11 protein-coding genes and 1 pseudogene are annotated in these 23,164 nt (G+C 60.3%); 2 read left to right on the top strand and 10 right to left on the bottom strand.

Features of this window, described 5'->3' with window-relative positions; genetic code table 11:
- Nucleotides 1-80: 80 nt before the first annotated feature.
- Nucleotides 81-1,637, bottom strand: a pseudogene (locus tag PG888_RS14540) (amidohydrolase); the annotation flags it as partial.
- Between the two features lie 217 nt (nucleotides 1,638-1,854).
- Between PG888_RS14540 and PG888_RS14535 the strand changes: the two are divergent.
- Nucleotides 1,855-2,550, top strand: a complete 696-nt coding sequence (locus PG888_RS14535; protein WP_232093544.1) for a TetR/AcrR family transcriptional regulator — start codon at nucleotides 1,855-1,857, stop codon at nucleotides 2,548-2,550.
- A gap of 40 nt (nucleotides 2,551-2,590) precedes the next feature.
- Here PG888_RS14535 and PG888_RS14530 read toward each other — a convergent pair whose 3' ends face one another.
- The 9 genes from PG888_RS14530 to nrfA form a co-directional block, all read right to left on the bottom strand.
- Complete coding sequence (locus PG888_RS14530) at nucleotides 2,591-3,043, bottom strand: NUDIX hydrolase (protein ID WP_182937597.1); 453 nt, start codon at nucleotides 3,041-3,043, stop codon at nucleotides 2,591-2,593.
- 54 nt (nucleotides 3,044-3,097) lie between these two features.
- Complete coding sequence (locus PG888_RS14525) at nucleotides 3,098-3,727, bottom strand: DUF2268 domain-containing putative Zn-dependent protease (RefSeq protein WP_182937596.1); 630 nt, start codon at nucleotides 3,725-3,727, stop codon at nucleotides 3,098-3,100.
- Between the two features lie 91 nt (nucleotides 3,728-3,818).
- The gene (gene nrfF, locus PG888_RS14520; RefSeq protein ID WP_182937595.1) at nucleotides 3,819-5,024 is read right to left on the bottom strand and encodes a heme lyase NrfEFG subunit NrfF; all 1,206 of its coding nucleotides are present in this window, start codon (nucleotides 5,022-5,024) and stop codon (nucleotides 3,819-3,821) included.
- On the bottom strand, nucleotides 5,021-5,635 hold the full coding sequence (locus tag PG888_RS14515) for a DsbE family thiol:disulfide interchange protein (protein WP_182937594.1): 615 nt from the start codon (nucleotides 5,633-5,635) through the stop codon (nucleotides 5,021-5,023). Before PG888_RS14515 ends, nrfF begins: the two co-directional genes overlap by 4 nt.
- Nucleotides 5,632-7,581 carry a heme lyase NrfEFG subunit NrfE gene (gene nrfE, locus PG888_RS14510; RefSeq protein ID WP_270693625.1) on the bottom strand — a complete coding sequence of 650 codons (1,950 nt, stop codon included), beginning with the start codon at nucleotides 7,579-7,581 and terminating at the stop codon, nucleotides 5,632-5,634. The genes PG888_RS14515 and nrfE overlap by 4 nt, the downstream gene beginning before the upstream one ends.
- A 294-nt stretch (nucleotides 7,582-7,875) precedes the next feature.
- Nucleotides 7,876-8,829, bottom strand: coding sequence for a cytochrome c nitrite reductase subunit NrfD (gene nrfD / locus PG888_RS14505; protein ID WP_270693626.1), 954 nt, complete (start codon nucleotides 8,827-8,829; stop codon nucleotides 7,876-7,878).
- A gap of 90 nt (nucleotides 8,830-8,919) precedes the next feature.
- Entirely contained in the window at nucleotides 8,920-9,612 is a 693-nt protein-coding gene (nrfC, locus tag PG888_RS14500; RefSeq protein WP_234662748.1) for a cytochrome c nitrite reductase Fe-S protein, read from the bottom strand.
- Nucleotides 9,609-10,244, bottom strand: coding sequence for a cytochrome c nitrite reductase pentaheme subunit (nrfB, locus tag PG888_RS14495; protein ID WP_234662747.1), 636 nt, complete (start codon nucleotides 10,242-10,244; stop codon nucleotides 9,609-9,611). The genes nrfC and nrfB overlap by 4 nt, the downstream gene beginning before the upstream one ends.
- A gap of 51 nt (nucleotides 10,245-10,295) precedes the next feature.
- The gene (gene nrfA / locus PG888_RS14490) at nucleotides 10,296-11,732 is read right to left on the bottom strand and encodes an ammonia-forming nitrite reductase cytochrome c552 subunit (RefSeq protein ID WP_408778243.1); all 1,437 of its coding nucleotides are present in this window, start codon (nucleotides 11,730-11,732) and stop codon (nucleotides 10,296-10,298) included.
- A gap of 830 nt (nucleotides 11,733-12,562) precedes the next feature.
- On the opposite strand from nrfA, the gene PG888_RS14485 reads away from it, so the two are divergent.
- Nucleotides 12,563-23,104, top strand: a complete 10,542-nt coding sequence (locus tag PG888_RS14485; RefSeq protein ID WP_270693613.1) for a retention module-containing protein — start codon at nucleotides 12,563-12,565, stop codon at nucleotides 23,102-23,104.
- Nucleotides 23,105-23,164: the final 60 nt, after the last annotated feature.

The following is a 23,164-nucleotide window of genomic DNA, read 5'->3' as shown; positions in this document are numbered from 1 at the left end:
AGACCAGCAGATCATTTTGGAGGTATTGGGTGAGCGCTATCGGCAAATTTATTCCTAAATCAGGTGCGGAATGTCGGCTTGAGATACCCCTTGGGATCGTACATCGCCTCATGCAGGTGCTGTCCCTTGCTGGTCGGCTGGATAAAGGGGGTGACCAGCATGTCGTATTCGGGCTGCGGGTTGGTCCAGGCGTAGGTGAAGGTGAGGTAGAGGCCAAGCTGGCCGAGTCGCTGCTGATCGTCCGGATGCACCACCTGCAGATGGGCGAGGGTATGGGGGATGCCGTGATCGCCGTTGCTGGCGCGGGCCGCCTCCAGCGCATCGAGGGCCATGCGGGTAGTGCGATCGCCGATGCTGTGCATATGGATGCCAAAACCCGCCTTGTCGAGTTCCCCTACGTAGCGGGTGAGATCGGCGGCGCGGTAGTTGACCAGCCCATTGCTGCCGGCATCCTCGCTGTTGGCGGTGATGGTGACCTGCTCGCCTGCCTGATCCATGGCGAGGTGGGGGGTCTGGTAGTTGGCCAGCATACCGGCGTTGGGCAGGAAGGGGGGCGTGCTGAAGGGATCCCCTTCCAGTACCCCGTCGAGGAAGATCTTGACCGCATCGGCCTTGATCAGGGGATCGCTAGCGAACTGGTCGCGCACCCGGTTCGCCTTGGCCAGATGGCCGCCGATATCGAGCTTGCCGCTGTAGTCATCCTCGTGAAAACAGGTGGCGGCGGTGACCCGCATATTGAGCAGCCCCTTATCTTCCATCTCCCGCAGGCGATCGCGGATAAAGTCGGTGGCACAGGCATCCTGAATACTGGTGATGCCGCGCGAGGCCATCAGGGTCGAGACGGCGGGCAGGATCTGGCGATACTGGCTCGCCGCCTGCTCGTCATGGGCGCTGAGCAGGCCGCTGTCGGGGGAGGGAATGGCGCTGCGGGCCCCTTCGCGAATGACGCCGCTATTGAGATCCACATAGGGTTTGAAGGGGGCAAAGAGGCCGCCCGGTGCCAGGGTGGCGGCGGTGAAGCCCGCCGGTTTGCCGCTCTGGTCGGTCGCCTGCGCCAATGCTCGCGAGTTGTAGGCGCTGGCGTGGCCATCGACCCCAGCCAGCACCACCGGATTGTCGGGCGCTGCGGCATCGAGGGCTGCCAGCACGGTTTTATACGCGGCGGTGGGAGTGTTGCCCTCGTAGGGGGACCACTGGTTGATCACCAGCCAGTCGCCTGCCTTGGGGGCGTAGCGGGGCAGGCAGCTCTTCACCTTGGCCGCCAGCTCGCCGAGATTGACCGGCTTGCCGTCGAGATCGCACATATCGAGCGCCACCGTGCCAAACAGGTGGATATGGTTGTCGTGCAGCCCCGGCAGCACCATCTTGCCCTGCAGATCGACCACTTGGGTGTCGGGCGTTCTGAGTGCCTCGGCCCCTTGCCGGTTGCCGACATAGAGGAACTGGTCGCCGCTCACCACCATGGCCTCAGCCACCTGACGCTGGCCATCCTGGGTGTGGATCTTGCCGTTGAGGTAGAGGGTGCGCGTGGCGGTGGGCGGTTGCGTCTGTTGGCAGCCCGCCAGTGTGGCGGCCAGCAGCGGCGTGAGCAGCAAAAATGAGCGAGAGAAAGAACGATGTGATGCCTTGCAATCCATGCAGTGATCTCCTTGAGGGGCGGGTTTTGTGCAGTTTTTACTGCACATTGTGCGATCTCTTTATGGTTGCTTGGTCAAAAAATGCCAGCAATCGCTGCAAATATTTAACGTTTTGTTTACCATGTCACATCAATCGGTGGCGAGTGAGGCGCAGATCACGCTTGTTGATGCACACACAAGTCAAGTTGCCGATGGGCCAACAAATCAGGGAGAAGGTATGTCAGAGGAGTCTGTGACAGAGGGGCCGTTACCCCGGGCGTTTGCCATGCGCCGTCAACCCAAACAGCAGCGCAGCCAGGCGGTGGCCAGCCGTATCGAGGAGGCGACCCTGAGCCTGTTGCAGGAGCAGGGTTTTACTGCTCTCAATACCAACGCCATCGCCGATCGGGCGGGGGTGGGGATCAAGTCGCTCTACCACCTCTATCCCAACAAGGAGGCGATCATCTGCCGCCTTGCCATGGGGTGGCTGGCGGCGGTCTGTGAGGCGCAACAACAGATCCGTATCGAGGCAACGAGTTGGCCGCAGGCGCTGGTGCTGCTGGATGAGGCGCTGGAGGAACTGGATCGCCGCTTTGTCGGCTATGGCGCCTTGTGGCACGCCATGGATCTCATCCCCGATCTTCAAATTGTCGAGCAGCAACATGAGCGGGGACAGGTGCTGTTCTGGTCAGCCTTGCTGCGTGATTTTGGCTGCCGCTGGCCCGAGCCGGAGCTCACGACTCTGGTGCGCTATTTCTATCGCACTGCCGATGTCACCAAGCAGTGTACCAAGGCAGACGGCGAGGTGGGCCAGCGGATGTGGTTGCTGCATCGTCGCTGGAGCGAGCAGTTGATCGCCGCCGCCATTGCCGAGCTTGACCCCGAACGGGTGTGGCAGGCAATGCCTGCGCTGCTGGTTGGGACCAACGAGTAATACCGCAAGCATCCACCATGCCGCGCAGCTCCGGCATGCGTCAGCCGAGCGCGACCCGCATCAGGGGAGAGGGGGCATTGTCGACAAAATGGTGCCAGATATGGTCGTAGAGCGCCTGCTGGCCGGGAAAACTCACCAGCGCCTTGGCCTCGGCCAGGGAACACCAGCGGTATTCGGTGTGCTCGTCGTTGAGGGTCACCGCCTGATTGGGCGGGCAATAGACTACAAAGACCGGCACCACCTCCACCGTATTCAAGGTGGCATCGTAAAACTGCTCCAGATACTGGCCGTTGTAGAGTTCGGTGACCCTGATCCCCGTCTCTTCGCCAAACTCCCGAATAATGGTCTGCCAGCCGGTCTCACCCGCCTCCACCGTGCCCGCCACATGGCACCAGAAGCCCCCCTTGACCCGTTTCATCACCAGCAATTTTGTTTCGCCATCGACAGTGGTAAGGGCAACGCCGGAGACGGCCTTGCAGCGAATGGGGATCATGATCTTCTCTCCGGGTTTGGGCTCTGTGATAGCCACGAACAGTGTGACAGTGTGTTAATTGAAATACGCTTCGGCGGGTAGGCCCATGACCTCTATTTCATTTAGGCCGCTCTTGGCCAGATAGTTGGCCACCAGATTGAACCCCACCCAGTAACCGGCATATTTGGGAAATGGCCGGTTATCACGGCAGTAGAAAAAGTCTAAATAGTTGAACTGCTTGCTGGATAGATGGGGTGTCATCTCTGCCAGGAGCGATTGCCAGTCATGGTGATGAGACTCCTTGAACAGCGAGGGGAGTGTGCCACCATTGAACCGCTGCTCAAAGTAGCAGGCCAGCCCTTCAAAAATCAGGTTTTCGGCCAGTGTTTCTGCTTCCACCTTATTCTTCTTTTGCACGATATGGTGGACTTCGTGAGCCAGCACGGCAGGCAATTCGGTGATGATCACCTCTTTGATATCAGGCCGTTCCAGATCAAGCTGGAGTTCTATTCGATACATGTTGATGGCCCAGCCACCGATACCCGAGTCGGGGGCATCCCCCTCGGCAAAAGGGCTGAAGGTGACATCCAGTTGGGAGAGATCGAACAAGGCATTCAATTTGTTCGCCGTCTCGGCAAAAACGTGCGTAATGGTGTCATCGAGCCCATCGAATTTGCCCGAGTCGTTTAACAGGGTGAGTTGCATCCAGACATCCTTGTCTATTGAAAGAGGGGGCTGAGCCACTTGCGTGGTCGCGGCGCCATATCACCACGATTACCCTCTTTCAATCAAGGGGTTACCCGCCCATTATGCTTGCCGTCTGGATCGCCTCGATCAGCGCGGCCCGGTTGATGCGAGGGCGCTCGCCATCGAGCAGTTGCTGCCACAGGGCAATGGCCTGACTGTAGCGACCATGCAGGAAGTGATCGGAGGCGAGCAGCATCAGGGCGCTCACTTCCCCCGCGTCCTGCTTGAGGGCACTCTCCAGCAGGCGGGTTGCCTCGGGAGTCAGCTGCTGGCCCGCCTGATAGTAGAGCACGGTGGCTTGGGCGGCCTGGGTCGCCGCGCTGGCGCCCCCCTCCAGCAGAGCAAGACGCTGATAGGCGAGCAGGGCGTTGTCGTACTCGCCCCGATAGAGATAGATCTGGCCGAGCGCCGCCCAGCTGTCGAGATCGGCGGGGTTGCGCTGAAGTTTCTGATGCAGACTCCCCAGCTCCTTGTCCTGCAGATCCCGCGGGCTCAACCCCGCCAGCGGATCGGGGCGCGACTGATAAGCCTGCCATGCCTGATAGCGGTCGGTGCTGAGATACACAGCGGCCACGGCCGTGATGGCCATGATGCCAAGCAGCAACAAGGCCAGCCCGTGTCGGCTATTGCGGCCGCGATTGTTATGCTGGCTGGCCAGTTGTGCGCGCAGGGCCAGCTCAGCTCCCGGGATGGCGTTGGCCAGGCGGGCGGCGCTCAGCTCACTGTAGAGTGGCTGGTCTAGGGAGAGGCCTGCCTGCTCCCTGAGCATGATCTGCAAATTCAATTTGCTGCGCGGATCGGCGGCGGGCTGAGGGGGGGCCTCAACGATGGCCTTAACGGCAGGGATGGGTTGCACCTTTGTGCGCGTCAGGCGGCGAAACAGGATCAACAGCGCCAGCCCCAACAGCAGCAGGGGACCGCCCCACAGTAGCGCCGTGCTGCTCTTGAAGGGAGGATCGTAGCGGACGAAATCGCCAAAGCGCTCCGTCATGCGGGCGATCACCTGCTCATCAGACTGCCCCTCGTCCACCCAGCGGTAGACTTCGAGTCGCAGATCCCGCGCGATGGGGGAGTTGGACTCCACCAGATTCTGGTTCTGGCACTGGGGGCAGCGCAGGGCGCGGGCCACTTCCTGAGCGCGGGTCTGCAGCTCGGGGTGGCGAAACTGATAGGTATCGACCCCGCTGGAATATGCCGTTGCACTCAGCAGCATGCCGAAGGCCAGCAGGGCGCAGGCAAGAAAACGGCACATCATGGCTGTGTCTCCCGAGCTGATGTTGCAATAGACGGCGCAATAGATGGCGCAATCGCGGGTGCCGTTGTGGCGGCCTTGATCTGCCCATCTGCTCGAGCCTTGTCGAGCAGGGGGGCAAACTGGCGTTGCCAGATGTCCCGGGTGAGCAGGCCGGTATGACGGGTCAGCAGGGTGCCGTCGCCGGCGAAGAGATAGGTTTCTGGCGTGCCATAGACGCCGAGCTCCAGTGCGAGTCGGCCGTCGGGATCCGCCAGCACGGCGCGATAGGGGTTGCCCGCCTGAATAAGCCAGGCGCGGGCGGCATCGCCCTTGTCCCGGTAGTTGAGGCCGTAGAGGGGCACGGTGCTTGCCAGCTCGCTGAGCAGCGGATGTTCGGCGCGGCAGTTGGCGCACCAGCTGGCCCAGACGTTGAGCACGAAGGGCTCCCCCTTGAGCGTCTCGGTATGGATGGGGTCGCCGCCAAACAAACTCTCGCTTTGCCAGCCCGGCAAACTGCGGCCCAGGGTCGCCTCATCCTGGCTGTAGGGATTATTGCCAAGGCCGAGCCAGAGCAGGGTGCCGAGGCTCAGGGTCAGCAGCAGTGGAAGAAAGAGGCGAAGACGGGATCTCATAACGCCTCCTGTTCGAGCCGGTGATGGGAGGCGCCAACCGCAACGGAACGGGAGGCAAGCAAGGGGCGACGGGCGAGCAGGCGCAGGGTGCCGCCCGCGATCATCAACAGGCCGCCGAGCCAGATCCAGCGCACCAGCGGCTTGTAGTGCAGCCGCATGGCATAGGCATCTGGCCCCATCTTCTCACCGAGCACCACGTAGAGATCTCCGAGCATTCCCCACGCGATACCCGGCTCGTTCATGTTCATGGTGCGCACGCTGTAGTGACGTCGCTCCGGCGTGAGCCGCGCCACCTCTTTACCGTCCTTATGCACGCTAAGCGTGATGCGCTCGGCGGTGTAGTTGGGGCCGATCACCGGCTCGCGCCCCTCATAACGAAACTCGAACGCGCCTAGCTGGTAGGGCTGGTTGACACCAAGCACTGTGCCCCCCTCCTGACTGTGGTGACTCACCTGATTGATCCCGAGGGCGCACACCGCCACCCCGAGGTGGGCGAGCAGGCTGCCTAGTCGATTTAGGGTCAGCTCGCGCCATGGGGTATTGAGCAGCAGGCTGGCCATTAGCCAGAGGCTCAGCACGTTGGCCGCAAGCCCCAGCCAGCTTGCCCGCAGCGGCTCGGGATAGGCGAGGCTCAGCAAGGCGCCCCCCAGCAGGCCGAACAGGCATGGGAGCAGCACCTTGATGCGGCGCTGAGCTGCCAGATGCTGCCAGCGCAGGCGCGGCAGCTGGGTCATCAGCGCCATCAGGCAGAGGGTCAGCGGCACGAAGATGGTATTGAAATAGGGGGCGCCCACCGAGAGCGAGCCCAGATGCAGGGACTGGAACACCATGGGGTAGAAGGTGCCGAGCAGCACGCTGGCGCAGGCCACGCTGAGCAGCAGGATGGTGGAACCGAGCAGCCCCTCTTTTGACAGCAAGCCAAAGCGGGCATAGGGTGCGCGAATGTCCGCCCGCAGGGCAAACAAGGTGAGGGCGCAGGTCAATAGCAAGCCGAGCAGCAGCAATAGGGTGAGGCCGCTGCTGGGGTCGACCGCAAAGGCGTGTACTGAGGTGAGCACCCCCGAGCGCACCACAAAGGTGCCGAGCAGGCTCAGCGAAAAGGTAAAGATGGAGAGCAGCAGCACGGCGTGGCCGTAAGCGCCGCGTTTCTCGCAGACCACCAGAGCGTGCAGCAGGGCGGTGCCGAGCAGCCAGGGCAAGAGGGAGGCGTTTTCTACCGGATCCCAGAACCACCAGCCGCCCCAGCCGAGCTCGTAATAGGCCCACCAGGAGCCCAGCACGATGCCAGCGGTAAGAAACACCCAGGAGCCGAGTGCCCAGGGGCGGCTCCAGTGGGCAACGGCGCCATCGAGCCGACCCGAGTGCAGCGCCGCCATGGCGAAGGCGAAGTTGACCGCAAAGCCGACGTAGCCGAGATAGAGCAGGGGCGGGTGGATGATGAGGCCGATGTCCTGCAGCATGGGGTTGAGATCACGCCCCTCCAGCGGCCCCGGGAACTGGCGGTCAAACGGGCTGGAGAAGATCAGGGTGTAGAGGCCGAACAGCCCGACGATCAGCCCCATGATGGCCAAGACCCGGGTTGTAATGAGCGGATCGACCGGCTTCGAGCAAAGGGCCACCAGGGCGCCCCACAGCCCCAGCGCAAAGACGAAGAACAGCATGGAGCCTTCATGGCCGCCCCATACCGCAGCCAGCTTGAAACCAAGGGGCAGGGCGCTGTTAGCGTGCTGGGCCACATAGACCAGGGTGAAGTCATCGAGGCCAAAACAGCTGGCGAGCAGCAGCAGGGCGGCCCCGAGCAGGATCGCGACCAGGAGGGCCAGCGGTGTTGCGCAGCCGAGCAGCGGGCGTGAGGCGAGCCGAAGCCCCAGCCAGGGCAAGGTGCCTTGCAGCAGGGCGAGCCCGGTCGCCAGCAACAGTGAGAGATAGCCGAGCTCCGCCAGCACATAACCTCCAGTCAATCATTCGTCTATGTTATGCCGCAGCGTCTGCACCGTACCGGCGCTGGGGGATAACATCCACATTCCTAGCAACAACCAATCGCCACAAATAAGCGCCAGTCACCCGAAGGGCGGCTGGCGCTTATCCCCAGCTTTCAATAACCGGTTCACGATCCGTCGTGAGAGGTCGTCAGCAAGGTAAAGAGCAGCGCAGGAACCGGAGTGTATGTGAATACATGAGGATTCCGAGCAGCACATGAGCCTTGATCACGGCCTCGCAACAGGAGCGTGAACCGGTTTTTAAACTACCGTCATCTGGCCGGCGTAGAGCACGAAGTAGCGCAGCAGCAGGATCCCCACCAGGGTCAGGCTGCAGACCAGCACCAGATAGCCGTTTTTGGCCCGCAGCGGTGCGGGAGCAAGCAGGGCCAGCAACTGGGGCAGCAGCATGCCGATGCCCACCACCCCGAGCCAGAACACCTGAGCCCAGAAGCCGCTGCCGATGGCGGCCCACATGGCGGCCTCCTTCTGGCCGCCACCGAAGTAGAGGCCGGTAAAGAAGCAGACCAGCAGCAACACTTCCACCGCCAGCACCGGCCGCTCGAAGCGATGCACAAAGCTCACCCCCTGGCTGTGATGGTTCTCCTTGAACAGGGTGACCGCCAGCAAGATGGTGGAGGCGATGCCGGAGCTGACGCCGGAGATAAGGAACAGCACCGGCAGCACCGGGTTGTTCAACAGCGGATAGGTCTTGAGCGCCGAGAGCAGAAAGCCGGTGTAGGCTCCCAGCAGCACGGCAAGCAGCAGCAACAGCGGCGCCAGCAGCCGCTCGATGCGGGCAAGCCAAGCGATCAGACCATCCACAAAGGCGAACTTTTCTTGCAGCAGGTGACTGCGCAAGGTCTCAATTTCGGAGCGAAACACCACCGCCAGCCAGGCGAACAGCACCGCCATGTAGACCTGGAACAGCATGACCCCCATCGACATCACGGAGTCGAACTGGTAGTGGAACATCAGCTTCCAGAAGGTCCAGGGGCGGGCCAGATGGAAGATAAGGATCAGTAACCCCAGCACCACGCTCACCGGCGCCAGAATGGCGGTCGCCTTGATGATGCCGCTCTCGCTGCCGGCTCCCTTGCGGCGCAGCAGCACCGAGAGGGAGGTGGCCCCGGCGGAGATGCCGAGCAGAAAGAGATAGATGGCGATTGGCCAGTCCCAGACCAGTGAAGGGAAGTGAAATGCGTCATGCCACATGGTCATTCCCTCCATCGATTATTGCCGGGGTAGATGGCGATGGGGCAAATCCCCAGACAAGGGAAGGGAAGTGAAACGCCTCTTGCATCGTCATGACTTTATCTCCCCTTTGGGCACGCGGTACATCTTGGGCGAAGTGCCGAGTGCCTGCTTGTAGCGATAGGTGGTCTCCTTCACCAGCCGTTTGGCGATGGGGCTGTCCGGGTCATCCAGATTGCCGAACACCAGCGCCTTGGTGGGACAGGATTCCACGCAGGCCGGCTCCTTGCCCGCCGCCAGGTTGGTCTTGCGGCAAAAGTCGCACTTGTCGGCAACCTTGGTCACTGGGTTGATAAAGCGCACCTGATAGGGGCAGGCGGCCAGACAGTACATGCAGCCGACGCAGAGATCCGGGTTGACGTCGACGATGCCATCCTCCTTGCGGATATGGGAGGCACCGGTGGGGCAGACGTGCACGCAGGGAGCGTTGTCGCAGTGCTGGCAGGACTTGCGAAAGAAGTGGTATTCGGCATCGGGGAAGGTGCCGATGGGGCCGGAGCGGATGATCTCGAGCCGCGAGACCCCCTCTGGCACCTGATTCACCTCCCGGCAGGCATCCATGCAGGCGGTACAGCCGATGCAGGCCGTCTCGTCGTGGATCATTCCGTAGCGGATCCCGTCGATGGTCTGGCTGTGGGCGAGGGGGGTGGCAAGGGAGCGGGTGTTGGCACGAGCAGTCCCTGTCATCATGATAAGGGCCCCCGCGCTCATCCCCGCCATAAAGTGACGGCGAGAGCAGCTCATTGTGCCTCCTTGCCCGAGGTGGTGTTCGCCTTGGCCGCCTTGACGGCTTCATGCTGCTTGCTGTGGCAGTCGACGCAGAGCTTGATGCGGGACTTCTCCGGGATCGCCACCATGGGCTCCTTGGCAGGGTGCAGCTGGTGGCAGCTGGTGCAGGTGAGCTTGGTGGCGTGCACGTCGTGGGCCCAGAGCGCCTCGCGCAGCGGTTTGGGCTCGTGACAGCTCATGCAGACCCCGTTCTGCTCGGCGATGGGGTAGCTCTCGGTGCTCTGCTTCTCTGCCAAGCCGCTTTGCTTGTCTGCCAGGGCGCTTTGCTTGTCATTGAAGCTGTCGCTAAAGCGCATCACATCCTTGACCCCTTCCCTGTGTTGGGGGGAGGGTTGACCGTGGCAGTTGGTGCAGGTGACCGGCGCCAGGTTGTTGGGGTTGGTCGCCTGGCCGTGTTTACCGTGCATGCCTTCGACCTGCTCCTTGTGGCAGTCGGTGCAGGCCTTGTCGGCACTGCGCAGAAATTCCACTTCATGTGTAGTCGGTGCAGGGGCGGTTGCCGCATCGGCCGCCTGGCCCTGCAGGCTGGTGAGCAGCATGGCTGCCATCAGCATCAGTCGTAAGAAATCCATTGTTAAATCACCCATAGGAAGCCTCCATCCGGCTGCGGGCCCGACACTGCGGGCCCGCATGCCTCGTCATTGTGCGAGCCGTCCGGCCGCTTTGGCCTCGGCATCCCAGGCGGGGACTGTGGTCTTGAGGAACTGGGCCTTGTCGCTGTTCATCTGCTTCATGTCCATGCCAAGGGCGGCCTGGGCCTTCTCCTTGCTGGAGATGTCAGGGATGGCGATCTCGTGGCTGATCCCCTTGGTGGCCAGCAGGCGCACCAGCTTGGTACGGGCATCGGCGGCCTTGTCCAGCGCGCTGCCAAGGACCTTGAGGGCCACTTCGGGGGCGTGCATCTGCACCCCGTGGGAGGCGATGGCGTAGTCCCAGCGCCACTGGGCGTGACGGATGTCCTGCAGAATATCCTTCATCTCGGTCTCGGTGGCGCCGGCATCCCAGGCGGCCTTGGCTTCAAAGTGGGCGTGCACCAGCTGCTTCTCGACCTTCAGCTTGGTTTCGATCACTGCCTCTTTGCGCTGCTTGACGATCCCTTGCAGCATATCCTTGCTCTGGGTGTGGCAGTTGCGGCAGGTCTGGTCGAAGCGATCGAAGGGGTTGCCCACCTTGTGATCGGTGTAGACCTTGCCCTGCTCGTTCTGCACCTTGGGCATGTGGCAGTCGACGCAGGCGACGTTGTTCTGGCCGTGAATGCCGGCGCGCCAGGTCTCGTACTCGGGGTGCTGGGCTTTGAGCATGGGGGTCCTGGAGAGGGCATGGGTCCAGTCGGCAAAGCCTATTTCATCGTAATACTGCTCCATCTGCTCAACTGTGGTGCCCTTGTCCCAGGGGAATTTCACCGCCTTGGTGGGGCCGCTGAAGTAGTACTCCACGTGGCACTGGCCGCACACCTGGGACTGCTGATCGAAGCGCCCCTGCTCCTTGAACGGCTTGCCGATGGCGGTCATGGCCCGGTCGGCATAGGGACGGGAGAGGTGCAGGGCGGGTTTCCCCTCATTGAACTCTTTCGAGGCGGTGTCGTGGCAGTCGGCGCAGCCGATGGTGTTGACTATCTCGGGGCCGCCTTTTGCCCACATCCCCTTGAAGTAGCCATCCTCACCCTTCTCGTCGATGACGCGGGCCACGTCCGGGCCTTTGCAGCTCCAGCAGGCCATGGGCAGCGGACCGTCTTCGGCGGTCTTGGGGGCGCCGGTACGCAGGGTTTCCCGCACGTCGGTCAGCGCATAGAAGTGGCCGCGCGGCTTGTTGTAATCCTTGGCAAAGGGGTAACCGCCCCAGAGCACCACCATCTGTGGATCTTCCGCCAGGGCGTCGGTGCGCTCGCGGCTCTCGCTGGTGCCTTTCCAGCTGGTGAACTGATCGGCGTGATCCTTGGCGAACAGCTCGCTGCGCGCCTCTATCTTGCTCTTGGTGGTTGCTTCATCAGCCTGTGCCCAGTCGCTGGCGCCAAGCCAGCTGGTCAGCAGCAGGGCGGCGAGGCCCAATTTGGTCTGTCTGTGTTGTGAACCCACGTTTATCACTCCCAGATAAATGTCCTGAACTGCCCAATTCCATCTTGTTGCGTGGATTTCATCCCCATTGGGCGGGGTGGGCAGATGTCTGATTGGCGGTGAATAAAACCGCGTAATATGTGATTACTCGAGATCTACCCTAACAAATAGGTAAATTTAATGATGATTTATCGGAGGGAGAGTTGTGCCAGATCAATTGGTACGCAGGATTGATCGTTGAAATGAGATCTGGATTAAATTTTATGAAAACTCAACTCCTTGTTAACGGCTGAACATATGATGGCGGGTGTTTGATGGATACCGTCACGAATGTGCCATTTTGCTACGTATCCTGGTTGTTACCGGTATGATTCAGAATGCCTGGCAATTACCCATGCATTTAACTGTCTATATATATGCAAAATCACAGTGTTGCAGTATGGGCTTTTCTGGTCTTCGGATTATGGTTCGCTCATCGAGGTTCTAAGCAGATTTCTCGTCAAATGACAGAAATGGTCACATGGTGGCTGACAGACATGTTAATAAAGGTGATGTGATTGGGGTCATCCAAATCTCATTTCGTTTAGAAAAGCCGGTGAGATGCACAATGTTGTAAGTAATGGCCATTTTATGGCGATTTTTGTCGAAAATAGCGAAAAGACCCACGCAGTCTGGTGCGGTATGATTATTGAACAGACAAGTATCCTGTGGGTACTGATGTTGGTAGTTACGGTTTTGCTGGAGGTTGTATGGCTGAGTTGCAAATTGAAAAGTCCACGGTGATCACCCAACTCGAGGGCTCCGTGTTTGTCATCAGTGCAGATGGATCTGTCATATGAGCAAAGGTGGGGATGGCGTTGCAGCCGGGGGACCGCCTGCAAACCGCTCAAGGGGGTCATTTTCAGCTAGCCGAGCCGGGCAGTGATACCGCAGGCGAGCAAGCGGTTGCCGCCAAACCTGAGCCAGCCACACTGGCTGCTGTTGGACAACTAGCTGATCCGGAATTGGCCTCGTTGCAAGAGGCAATCCGTCAGGGGATTGACCCGACCGAATTGTTCCAGGAGACCGCAGCCGGCAACGCAGCCGCAGCAGCGGGTAATATCGGTGGTGTGGCCGGTTCAAGCTCGGGTGGTTTTGTGGTGGTCGACCGTACCAATGATGCCACCCTGGCCGAGGCCGGGTTTGATACTGATCACGCCGTTCAGCCAGCAGGTGACGAGCAGCTGTTTGCTGAAGAGCGCGATTTCTTTGCCGCCATCACCATCACCGAACCCCAAACCAGCGACAACATCATCAACGCCGATGAAGCGGTGGGCGTCATCATTCGTGGTGTGGTGGATGATGTGGAGGTGGGCCAACCGATCACAGTCACCCTTATCGATCAGGCGGGCAATTCATTGACGGTGACGACAGTGGTGCTGCCCGGTCTGGTGTGGGAAGCGAATTTTGGCGATGTGACCGGCAAGCTGGTGGATGGCCCGTTGCAGATTGTGGCCAATACTCAGGATCAGGAGGGCAACAACGCCAGCGACACCGGACAGACCCTGCTCGATACCATCACCACCATTACCCTGGATCTTGCCGATGAGAGCGACACCGGTGCCAGCCAGACCGATGATCTGACCCGTGACAATACCCCGCTGTTGCAAGGGAAGGGGGAGCCCGGCGCCACCGTGACCCTGAGCCTTGGCGGCAGCGTGCTCACCGTCCTGACGGTGGATGCCGCCGGTAACTGGCAATATCAGCTGCCGCAGACCCTGGCCGATGGCCAGTACCAGTTTCAGGTCAATTCCGTGGATATTGCCGGCAACCGCGCCAGCGATACCCTCGTTATCAATGTCGATACCCGGGCCTTCATCGATATCGATGATCTCGATGCCACCGCCCTGTTTGGTAACGGCAGTGCCACCCTGAGCGGCTCCACCAGCAATGTGGAAGCGGGTCAAAGCGTCACCATTACGCTTGTCGACAGCAATGGCCAGCCGCTGCTGACCACCTCTGCACTGGTGGGGGCCGATGGCCGCTGGCAGGTGAGCGGCCTTGATCTCTCCGGCATCAAGCAATCCTTTGAAGTGCGAGCCAGCGTCACCGATCTGGCGGGCAACAGTGCCAGCGATGGTGCGCCGCTGATCGGTCAGAGCGAGACCCTGACGCTCTCCGAAGCCGGATTGGCCGATGGGCCGATCACCGCGACCGGCAGCCTCAATACCGGGGCCGGTCAGGATGGCAATCTGCAAGTCCAGTTCGCCGCTGATCAGAGTGCCTTGGAAGGGATGGGGCTCGTCAGCCATGGTGCACCCCTTGGCTACACCATCAATGGTCAGACCCTGACCGCCACCGCCGGTGGGGCGACTGTCTTTACCCTGACCCTCAACAATGACGGCAGCTACCGCATCGTCTGGAGTCAGAGTCTGGATCACGGCCAGGACGCGTTGCGTCTGCCGTTCAACCTCGAATATCGCGATAGCGACGGCGATCTGGTGAAGGCTCCGCTGGTGATCAATCTGGTGGACAGCAATCCGCCCAGCTTCGAGATCCCGGCCATTCCCCTGACCGAAGATGCCTTTACCAACGGCGCCGCCGTGGTGGGCGAGAGCGGCTTTGTGGTCAAACACACCGCCGATCCCCTGCTGGTGGATTCGCTGGTGTTCAGCAACCAGAGCCAGACCCTGGCCACTCTCAACGGTGCCGGGCTGGGTAGTGATGGCCATCCGCTGACGTTCGAGTTTGCCGATGATCGCACCTTGGTGGGTTACTACCAGAATGGCAGTGGCCAACGGGTGGAGGTGCTGCGCGCCGAGCTGACGGCGGAGCAGCAGGGCAGCGATCTGGCTGGTCGGGTGGTGGTCACCCTCACCGGCCCGCTCGATCATCAGGGTAGCGACACGCTTTCCCTCGGTTTGCAGGTGAGCGCCAAAGAGATCGATGGCGACAGCACCAGCGCCAACCTGACGCTGACCGTCAATGATGGCAGTGATCCCGCATTGGGCATCGACAAGGGGGTCGCCCTGCAAGAAGGCGACAACCAGAGCATCGATGGTCAGCTACCGGTGACGGTGGGCAGCGATCGTCTGGTCTCCCTCAACTTTGAGGCCAACCAACCTGCGCTGGCGGGGCTCACCAGCCAGGGCAAGGCGACAACCTATGAGGTTCAAGATAACCAGCTGATCGTCAAGGATTGGCAGGGCAAGCCGATCCTCGCCGTTACCATCGGGCTGGATGGCAAATACAGCGTCTCCCTGACCGGTGTGTTTGACGAGCCGGAGGCGACCAACAGCCTCAACCTTGGCTTGAAGGTACAGGGCTCCGATTTTGACGGGGACAAGAGCAATCTCGGCACCCTCAATATCACCATTACCGATGGTGCCTTGCCGCAGGTAAGCCCTGTCTCCCTCACCTTGACCGAAGATAGCAACTGGCAGCATGGCCAGACTCTGTCGGGCGATCTGGCCATCACGGCGGGCAGCGATCCGCTAGCCAACATCACCTTCGATGCCAATCAGCCGGATCTGCAAGGGTTCACCTCGGGCAAGCAGGTCGTGACCATCACGGTGGCCGATCATCGTATCGAGGGGCATACCCCCGATGGCACGCTGGTGTTTGAGCTGACCCTCGGTAGCGATGGCAAATACAGTTTTACCCTCCATCAACCGCTGGATCAGGGCAGTGCCAACAGCCTGCTCAAGGCGGGCTTTACCCTGCTCGACAGCGATGGCGACAAGGTCCACTCCACCATGACCGTGGCGGTAGGTGATGGCGCCAACCCGACCATCTCCGCCGTGACCGGCACCATGATGACCGAGATAGCGCAAGGGGAGGCGGCCGCCGTCAGTACCATGAGTTTCTCGGTCGCGCACGGCAGCGATGCCCTCGACGCCAGTTCCCTTGGCTTTGACATCGCCAAAATCCAGAGCACTCTGACTGGACTCACCAGTCACGGCAACCCGGTCACTTTCGCCGTTGACCCCGCAACCGGCCAGCTGGTCGGAACCGCCGGTGGGCAGGTGGTGCTGCGCGCCGAACTGAGTCTGGGCGACAACAACGGTAACTGGAGCGTGACTGCCAAGGTCACCCTGAGCGGCGAGCTGGATCACAAGGGGAGCGAATCCCTCAACCTGCCGCTTGCCATTACCCTTGCCGACAAGGATGGCGATCGTATCGGTACCACGCTGCCGCTCACCATTGCGGATGGCAAGGCACCGAGCTTTATCCCGGGTGCTGGTGTGACCCTGGATGAGGGGAACCTCACCGGCAGCAATAGCCTGAGCCAAACCGGTCACTTTGACGTGCAAGCTGGGTCGGACCGGGTCGTTGAGGTGGCGTTTGCCGATGCCAACGAACAGCCTGCGCTGACTGCCTTGGGTAAACCGGTGCAGTACGAGCTGGTTGATGGCAATAGCGCTATCCCCGGTAGCCAGCTGATCAAGGGCTATGTGATGGTGGATGGCCTGCGGGTCGAGGTGTTCGAGGTCAAGCTGGTTGGCAGCCTAGATCAGGCGGGCAAGAACGGCTTTGACTATCAGGTCACCCTCTATCAAGGGCTCCATCAAGGCGGCAACGCCGTGACCGAACTGCCCATCAAGGTGAGCGTCAACGATTACGACAAGGCGGGCGGTAATAACGACAGCACCAGTGGTACCCTCAATATCCAGATAGGGGAAGGGGAGAAACCTACCCTCACCCTGACAGGCGTCACCTTAAGCGAAGGGCGCTTCGATGGCGCCAACTCGGCGGGCGATGATCAACAGGCGAGCGGCAAGATCACTATCAAAGCCGACTCGGATCCGGTGACTGATGTGCGACTGACGCTCTCCGGTCAGGTCATGGATGCCAGCGGCAAGCCCATCACCCATAACGGCGAAACCCTGACCTGGAAAGCGGTTGGCACGGATGGTCACACCTTCCAGGCAGTGACCAGCGGCGGTCTGGTAGTGATGACGGTGTCCATCCCGACCGTCCCCGCCAACATCGCCGCTCACACTAGCGCGACTATCGATTATCAGGTCACTGTGCATACCAACCTGGATCATGGTGCCGACAACAAGCTGGAACTGACCTTGCCGGTCAAGGTGACCGACAGCGACGGCAGCGTGATTACTGGCAGTACTACCGCCGTGATTACCGATGCCGCCGATCCCGTGATCACTTCTATCGAGAGGGTCACCGTCAAGGAGTCGGATCTCGATGCAGTGAACGGTCAGCATCCGGGGACCACACCAGCAGAGAGTGGAGAAACCGATGGCGGTAAGGTGACCATCACTGCCGGTTCGGATCGGGTTGCCTCCCTTGAACTGGATGTGGTTGCGTTCAATCAGGCCAATCACCTCACGTCGGGTAGCAAAGCGGTTACGCTGGCTGCACATAGCACCGGCTGGTATCTGGCTACGGCCGAGGGGGGCAAGCCCGTTTTCTGGGTCCACCTCGAAGTTAACGGCAGTTACAGCGTCTATCTGGTCGGCCAGCTTGATCACGGTGCACAGGGCAAGGATGAGTTGGCCATCGAAGTGCCGCTTTTTGTCACCGATCATGACGGCGATCGCAGCCCAAACGTCAGTGTGACCGTGACCGTGCAGGATGACATGCCTATCGGCACTGTACTGGCTCATACCCTGAGCGAGGGGAGCAGTGCCGTGACCGGCGATCTGCTGCCTACCGTCAATGAAAGTGCGGATGGTGCCCGTGTCGAGTCGATCACCATCAATGGCCAGACGTACGTCATCAATGGCTCTTTGACACAAGATGTGATGAGCCCAGATGGCAAGCAGGTGATGGGGTCACTGACCATCTCCGCCGATGGCTCTTATACCTTCGGTCCTGCAGCTGGTTTCAATCACGACGAAAGCCAGCTCAGTCAGGTGGTGACAGCTCATCTGGTGGATGGCGATGGCGATCGTGCAGACAGCACCCTGACCCTCAATCTGCAGGATGAAGCGGTGCACTTTACCGTCACGGCGGCGATTGGCAATGAGGATCAGGGGGCGCAAGACCATAGGCAGGGTATACCTATCGACATGCAGCTCGATATTGGCGATTTCGATCGCGGCGAGCATGTGGATCAGCTCCTGATTCAGGCGCCCCCCAATGCCCATGGCACCTTCTATTACAACGGCGTTGCCCTCACCACCACGGCTGATGGCCTGTGGTTTATCGTGCCGCCAGCGGCCATGGTGACCAGTGACAATGTTCACTACACCACTCAGGGGGTGACCTTTGTGCCCTCAAGCAACTGGTCGAGCTGGAGCAATGGCAGTCAACCACTGCACTTCCAGGTGCAGCTGCAGGTCGGCGTCACCGAAGGCGCGGCACCTGCGGCCGTAACGGGCGAGCTGGCTGTGACGGTGCGCGGTGTGGCCGACAAGCCGATATGGGACACAACCAACACCACTCGCCACTATGACACCAATGAAGACAGCACAGGTATCAAGCTGGACGTCAAGGCGAGCCTGACTGACACCGACAACTCCGAGACGTTGACCTACCAGATCAAGCTGGAAGCGGGCAAGGGAACCCTGATGCTCAACGGTGCCGAGCTCAAGCCAAATAGCAGTGGCATCTACACCGTTTCGGCCGGCAACATCAACAAGGTGACTGTGGTTCCGGGCAAGGATTTCAGTGGTGACATTAAGCTGTCGGTGACGCCGATCAGCACCGAGAAGAACCCGATCGCTCAGGGTCAGGGCACGGCGCAGGGAGACAAAATTGATCTGGTGATCAACGTCAATCCGGTGGCAGATGACACCAAGCTGACCATTCGTGATATTCAGGGCAAGGAAGACACCAAGCTCGATCTGGGTAGCAAGATCTCCCTTGCCCATTTGGGCGACAAACTCGATGGCTCCGAGAGCATGTTCGTGCGCATCAGCGGCCTGCCGGCCGGTGCAACCTTGTTGCTGGGTGGCGCCGCCGTGGCGCAGAACGCGGCGGGTTACTATGAGGTTCCTTTTGATCGTATTGGCGAACTCACGCTGCAACCACCGAAAAACAGCAACGTCGATTTTGATCTCACCATCAAGGGGGTGGTGAAAGACACGGCGACGTTGACCGATGCCAGTGGCCAGACCCATACCGTGGTCAACGAGAAAGAGACCGCTGGTCAGACACTTCATGTGGATCTGGTGGGGGTGGTCGATCAACCTCACTTTGAACTGGGTGGTACAGGCTGGGTGTCTGAAGGCGCTGGCTATGCCATTACGGTGGCCGAGGATGGCAAAGCGCCGCTCAACTTCAAGCTGGTGTCCGGTGAACTGGCGGAGACCCCGTTAGACAGCTCGGAAAGCCTTAACCTGGTGCTGAGTGGCCTGCCGGAAGGGGCCAGGGTATTTGATGCCAGCGGCAAGGAGCTGATGCTCACCTTTGCCGGACTCGATGCTCATGGCAAGCCGACCTATCAGGTCGATGTGTCGGATCTTGGCAATCTGGTGATCCAGCCGCCCCACAATAGCACGGCGGATTTGAACCTGATCGCCAAGGTGGTGGTGACTGAAAACGACGGCGACAGCAAGAGCTTCGATGTGCCGCTGCATATCAAGATTGAGCCCGAGATCGACGCCACCGATTACAGCAAGACCAGCCATGGCCTTGAAGATCAGTTTGTGGTGCTGGACTGGCATCCGGTGTTGAGCGATGGCGCCGAGAAGGTGACGCACCTCAGCCTCTCAGGCATCGAGCCCGGTTACGAGATCTGGATCCGGGTGGGCGGGGTCGATACCCAGCTCACCGTGAACAGCGGTACGGTGGACTTGAGTGACACAGATCTGCGGAGCCTGTTAAACGGCGGCCAACTGCTGGTGAAAGCGCCGGAAGATAGCGACAGGGACACCACCATCCAGAGCCATGTCACCGTGACCCAGCATGATGTGGATTCGGGGGCCGTGGCCCAGAAGGTGATCGACGGCAATCTGCACGTCGATATTCAGGCGGTGGTCGAACCCGATGGCGAGTTGCAGATAGACAACCCCCTCCTCTTTGGCTTCCTCGATCAACCGGTGGATCTGGTTGGGGCATTCAGTTTTGACGACCGCGATCCCAGCAGCAGTGAGCGGATCGACTATCTGGTGATCAGCGATTTGCCCCCGGGATTTGTCGTTAATGGTGGTATCAGTGATGGTAAGGGCAACTGGACTGTTCCGGCAGGCAATCTGGGCAATTACAGCTTGCAGGCGCCGGATGGCTTTACCGGCCGGGTTAATTTCAAGGTCAGTGCTCGGATTCTGGACTACAGCGATGACGGAGATATCAGTGTTCCCGTGGTTCGTGAAATGCCCGTGTCGGCAATCTTCATCTTTGCCAATGCGACCGATGAGAAGGCAGCCCAGATCATATTCCAACCTGCTGCCGTAGTCGGGGTTGAGGATCATGTTGTCGATCTCGGGGCTCAGCTCAAGTCGCAGATTGTGATTGCGAGCCAGGACAGTAACCACGATGAAGTGAGTATTGTCATCACAGGGCTCCCGCCGGGAGTCACTCTGCAGGGGCTCAATTACGACTTCGTCAATGGCGAATACCTGATCAAACTGCCGACCAGTCTGAGTGGTCTGGAGAATTTGACATTGGGGTTACCCACTGATTACGCCGGCACACTCAATCTGAACGTGCGAGTCGTTAATACCGATACCACCAGCGGCGATACCAAGCTGGTCGAGAAGCAAGTCACTCTCTCCATCACTCCGGAAGTAGATATCAATGGTGGCCAGGATGGTCAGCCCGAGCTGACGCTGCAGGTCAAGGATGTGAACGGTCAGCCCAGCAACCTGGAAGACACCGAGATCCACCTCGATCTCTCGGTCAAACTGGCTGATATCAGTCCTAGCGTGGCTGACGGCGGTCTCGAGACGGTGGAGGCGGTGACCATCACCGTCGATCCCAAGTTCGGCTATTTCCTGGTCGGCAACCAGCCACTGACCACCCTGGTGGTCAACGAAGTGTCGGCGCTTAAAGATCTGGTGTTTGTGCCCAAAGAGCACTTTAGCGGCAAGGTGCCGCTCGATATCCAGGTCGATATTCTCGATACCGCCACCACCGGCACGGCGCAAGCCAGCTGGAACGGGCATGCAGAATTTGAGATCAAACCGGTCAACGATCCGGCCCAGCTCACGTTGCACAGTGTCACGGGGAGCGAGGATGGCACAGTCAACCTCGGCGGGCTAGGCGCGACCCTGATCGACAATGATGGCTCCGAGCAGATAGTGGCGCTGCAGATCAAGGGGGTACCGGATGGCTTCACCCTGTCTGCTCCGGCGGTCAACAATGGCGGCGGCGTCTGGCAGATCCCGGTGGGGACTGATTTCTCCAAGCTTACCCTGATCCCGCCAGCTGACTTCAGCGGCACCGTGGAGCTGTCGCTGAGTGCATTTACCCTGGACAAGGGGCTCACCATTCCGCTCGAAACCAGTGGCAGCTTTACCGTCACCGTGACGCCGGTGGGGGATGCCATCATCGCCGATATTCAGGATCAGGCGAGTGGCACCGAGGGGGATGTGATCACCCTGGATCTGGGGCTGGAGACCCGGGATACCCAGCCAACCGGCGGCAGTGCGGGTAATGTGCATGAGAACAAGCCCGAGCAGGTGCGGGTCACCATCGAAGGGGTGCCTGATGGTGCCCAGATCCGCTTGCCAAATGGCGTGGCGGGGACGGTTATTGATCTGGGTGGCGGTCGCTGGCAGGTGACCACCGAGGGGGGCAAGCTTGGCGCTGTCGAGTTGGTGACCAATGATGCCAACGGTGCGCTGGATCTCAAGATCACGGCCCAGAGCCTCGACAACGGCGCCCTTGGCCCCGAGGTCAATGGCACCATCCGTGTGGATGTGAGCCCGGTCAACGATGCGCCAATCAACGTATTGCCAACGACCCCACTAGTTGCAGTGGAAGATCAGCCCTTCGTCATCCACGGCTTGCAGGTGAAAGATGTGGATGCGGGCAGCAGTCCCATCGAAGTTCGTCTCTCGGTCGAGCATGGCACCCTCAACCTGATGGCGGGCAGCGGGGTGACGGTGACCGGCAACGGGAGCGGGATGCTGGTGCTCAGCGGTCCGCTGGATGCCATCAATGCGCTGCTGTCCGGTGGGGTGACCTATCAGGGTGAACAGGACTTCAATGGTCAGGATCAGCTCACCATGGTGACCAATGATCTTGGCAATAGTGGTAGCGGCGGCGCGCTGAGCGATACCGACGTGGTAGCTATCGAAGTGCAGCCGGTCAACGATGCCCCGGTCAATCAGCTGCCTGGCAGCATGACGGTGAAGGAGGATGGCTCCCTGTCGCTCTCCGGCGTCAGCGTGAAGGATGTGGATGCAGGCAGTGCGCCAGTCTCCATGGTGCTGCGGGTCGAGCATGGTGTGCTGACCCTGCTGGGCGCGACGGGGGCCGTGGTGGTGCAGGGGGCGGGTACCAGCGAGATCTCCCTGGTGGGGTCGCTGGCCGATCTCAACCAGTTGCTGGCAAGCAACCTGCACTATGAACCGGCCAACGATTTCTGGGGGCAGGACACGCTCACTGTCACTACCTCTGATCAAGGCAACAGCGGTGCTGGTGGCCCGCTGAGTGACACCGATCAGGTGGCCATCACGGTCACGGCTGAGCCGGATATGCCGAATCTGACTGTGGATCAACATGCGTTCCATGCCTTGCAGGGGGCCGTTATCCCTCTTGGCATCAACGCCAGCGTGGTGAATCCGGCCACCGGTGAGCTCTCCATCCGCATCAGCGGTCTGGATGGGGCACAGGTGCAGGACGAGCATGGCCAGAGCGTCGGTCATGCCGATGGCAATGGTGACTGGCTGATCCCGGCCGATCACTCGGTTCCGCTCTTCTTCAGCGGTTTTGGTGACGGTGAGCATGTGTTGGGGATCAGTGCCGAGTCGAGTGTTGGCGGTTCAACCGTCAGCACGCCCCTTGAGACCATCACGGTGCACGGCCAGAGTGGTAATGAGCTGGTCGGTTCCGATCAGGGGGATTGGTTGTTTGGCTCCTCCGGTGATGACCGTCTGCTGGGGGGCCATGGCAACGACATCCTCACCGGCGAGGCTGGCAGCGATCTCTTCGTTTGGCAGCACGGGGATGAGGGGAGTGAAAGTCAGCCAGCGATCGATACCATCACCGACTTCCATCCGGAACAGGGGGACAAGATCGATCTGGCCGACATGCTGCAAGGGGTGAGCGGCAGCCATGTCGATGATCTGCTCAATCACCTCTCTGCCTCGGTGACCACGGGGAGCAATGGCCTGAGCGATGTGAACCTCTCGGTGGCGCCAGCCGGGGATGGTCATGTGACCCAGCAGATCACTCTGAAGGATGTGGATTTGACCAGCTGGAATCTTAGCGGTACTTCGTCCCACGATATCCTGCAGAGCATGCTGGAAGATCAACATAGCCTGATCATCCAGCACCCCTGATAGTGGGTGTGAAGCGTAAAAAAAGAAGAGCCGGCAATTTGCCGGCTCTTTGTTTATCTC

Origin of the sequence: Aeromonas sp. QDB23 (assembly GCF_027707745.1) — a bacterium.
GTDB classification, from domain to species: Bacteria; Pseudomonadota; Gammaproteobacteria; order Enterobacterales; family Aeromonadaceae; genus Aeromonas; species Aeromonas allosaccharophila.
Note: the sequence above shows the minus strand (reverse complement) of the source record. Positions and strands in the feature narration are given on the sequence as shown.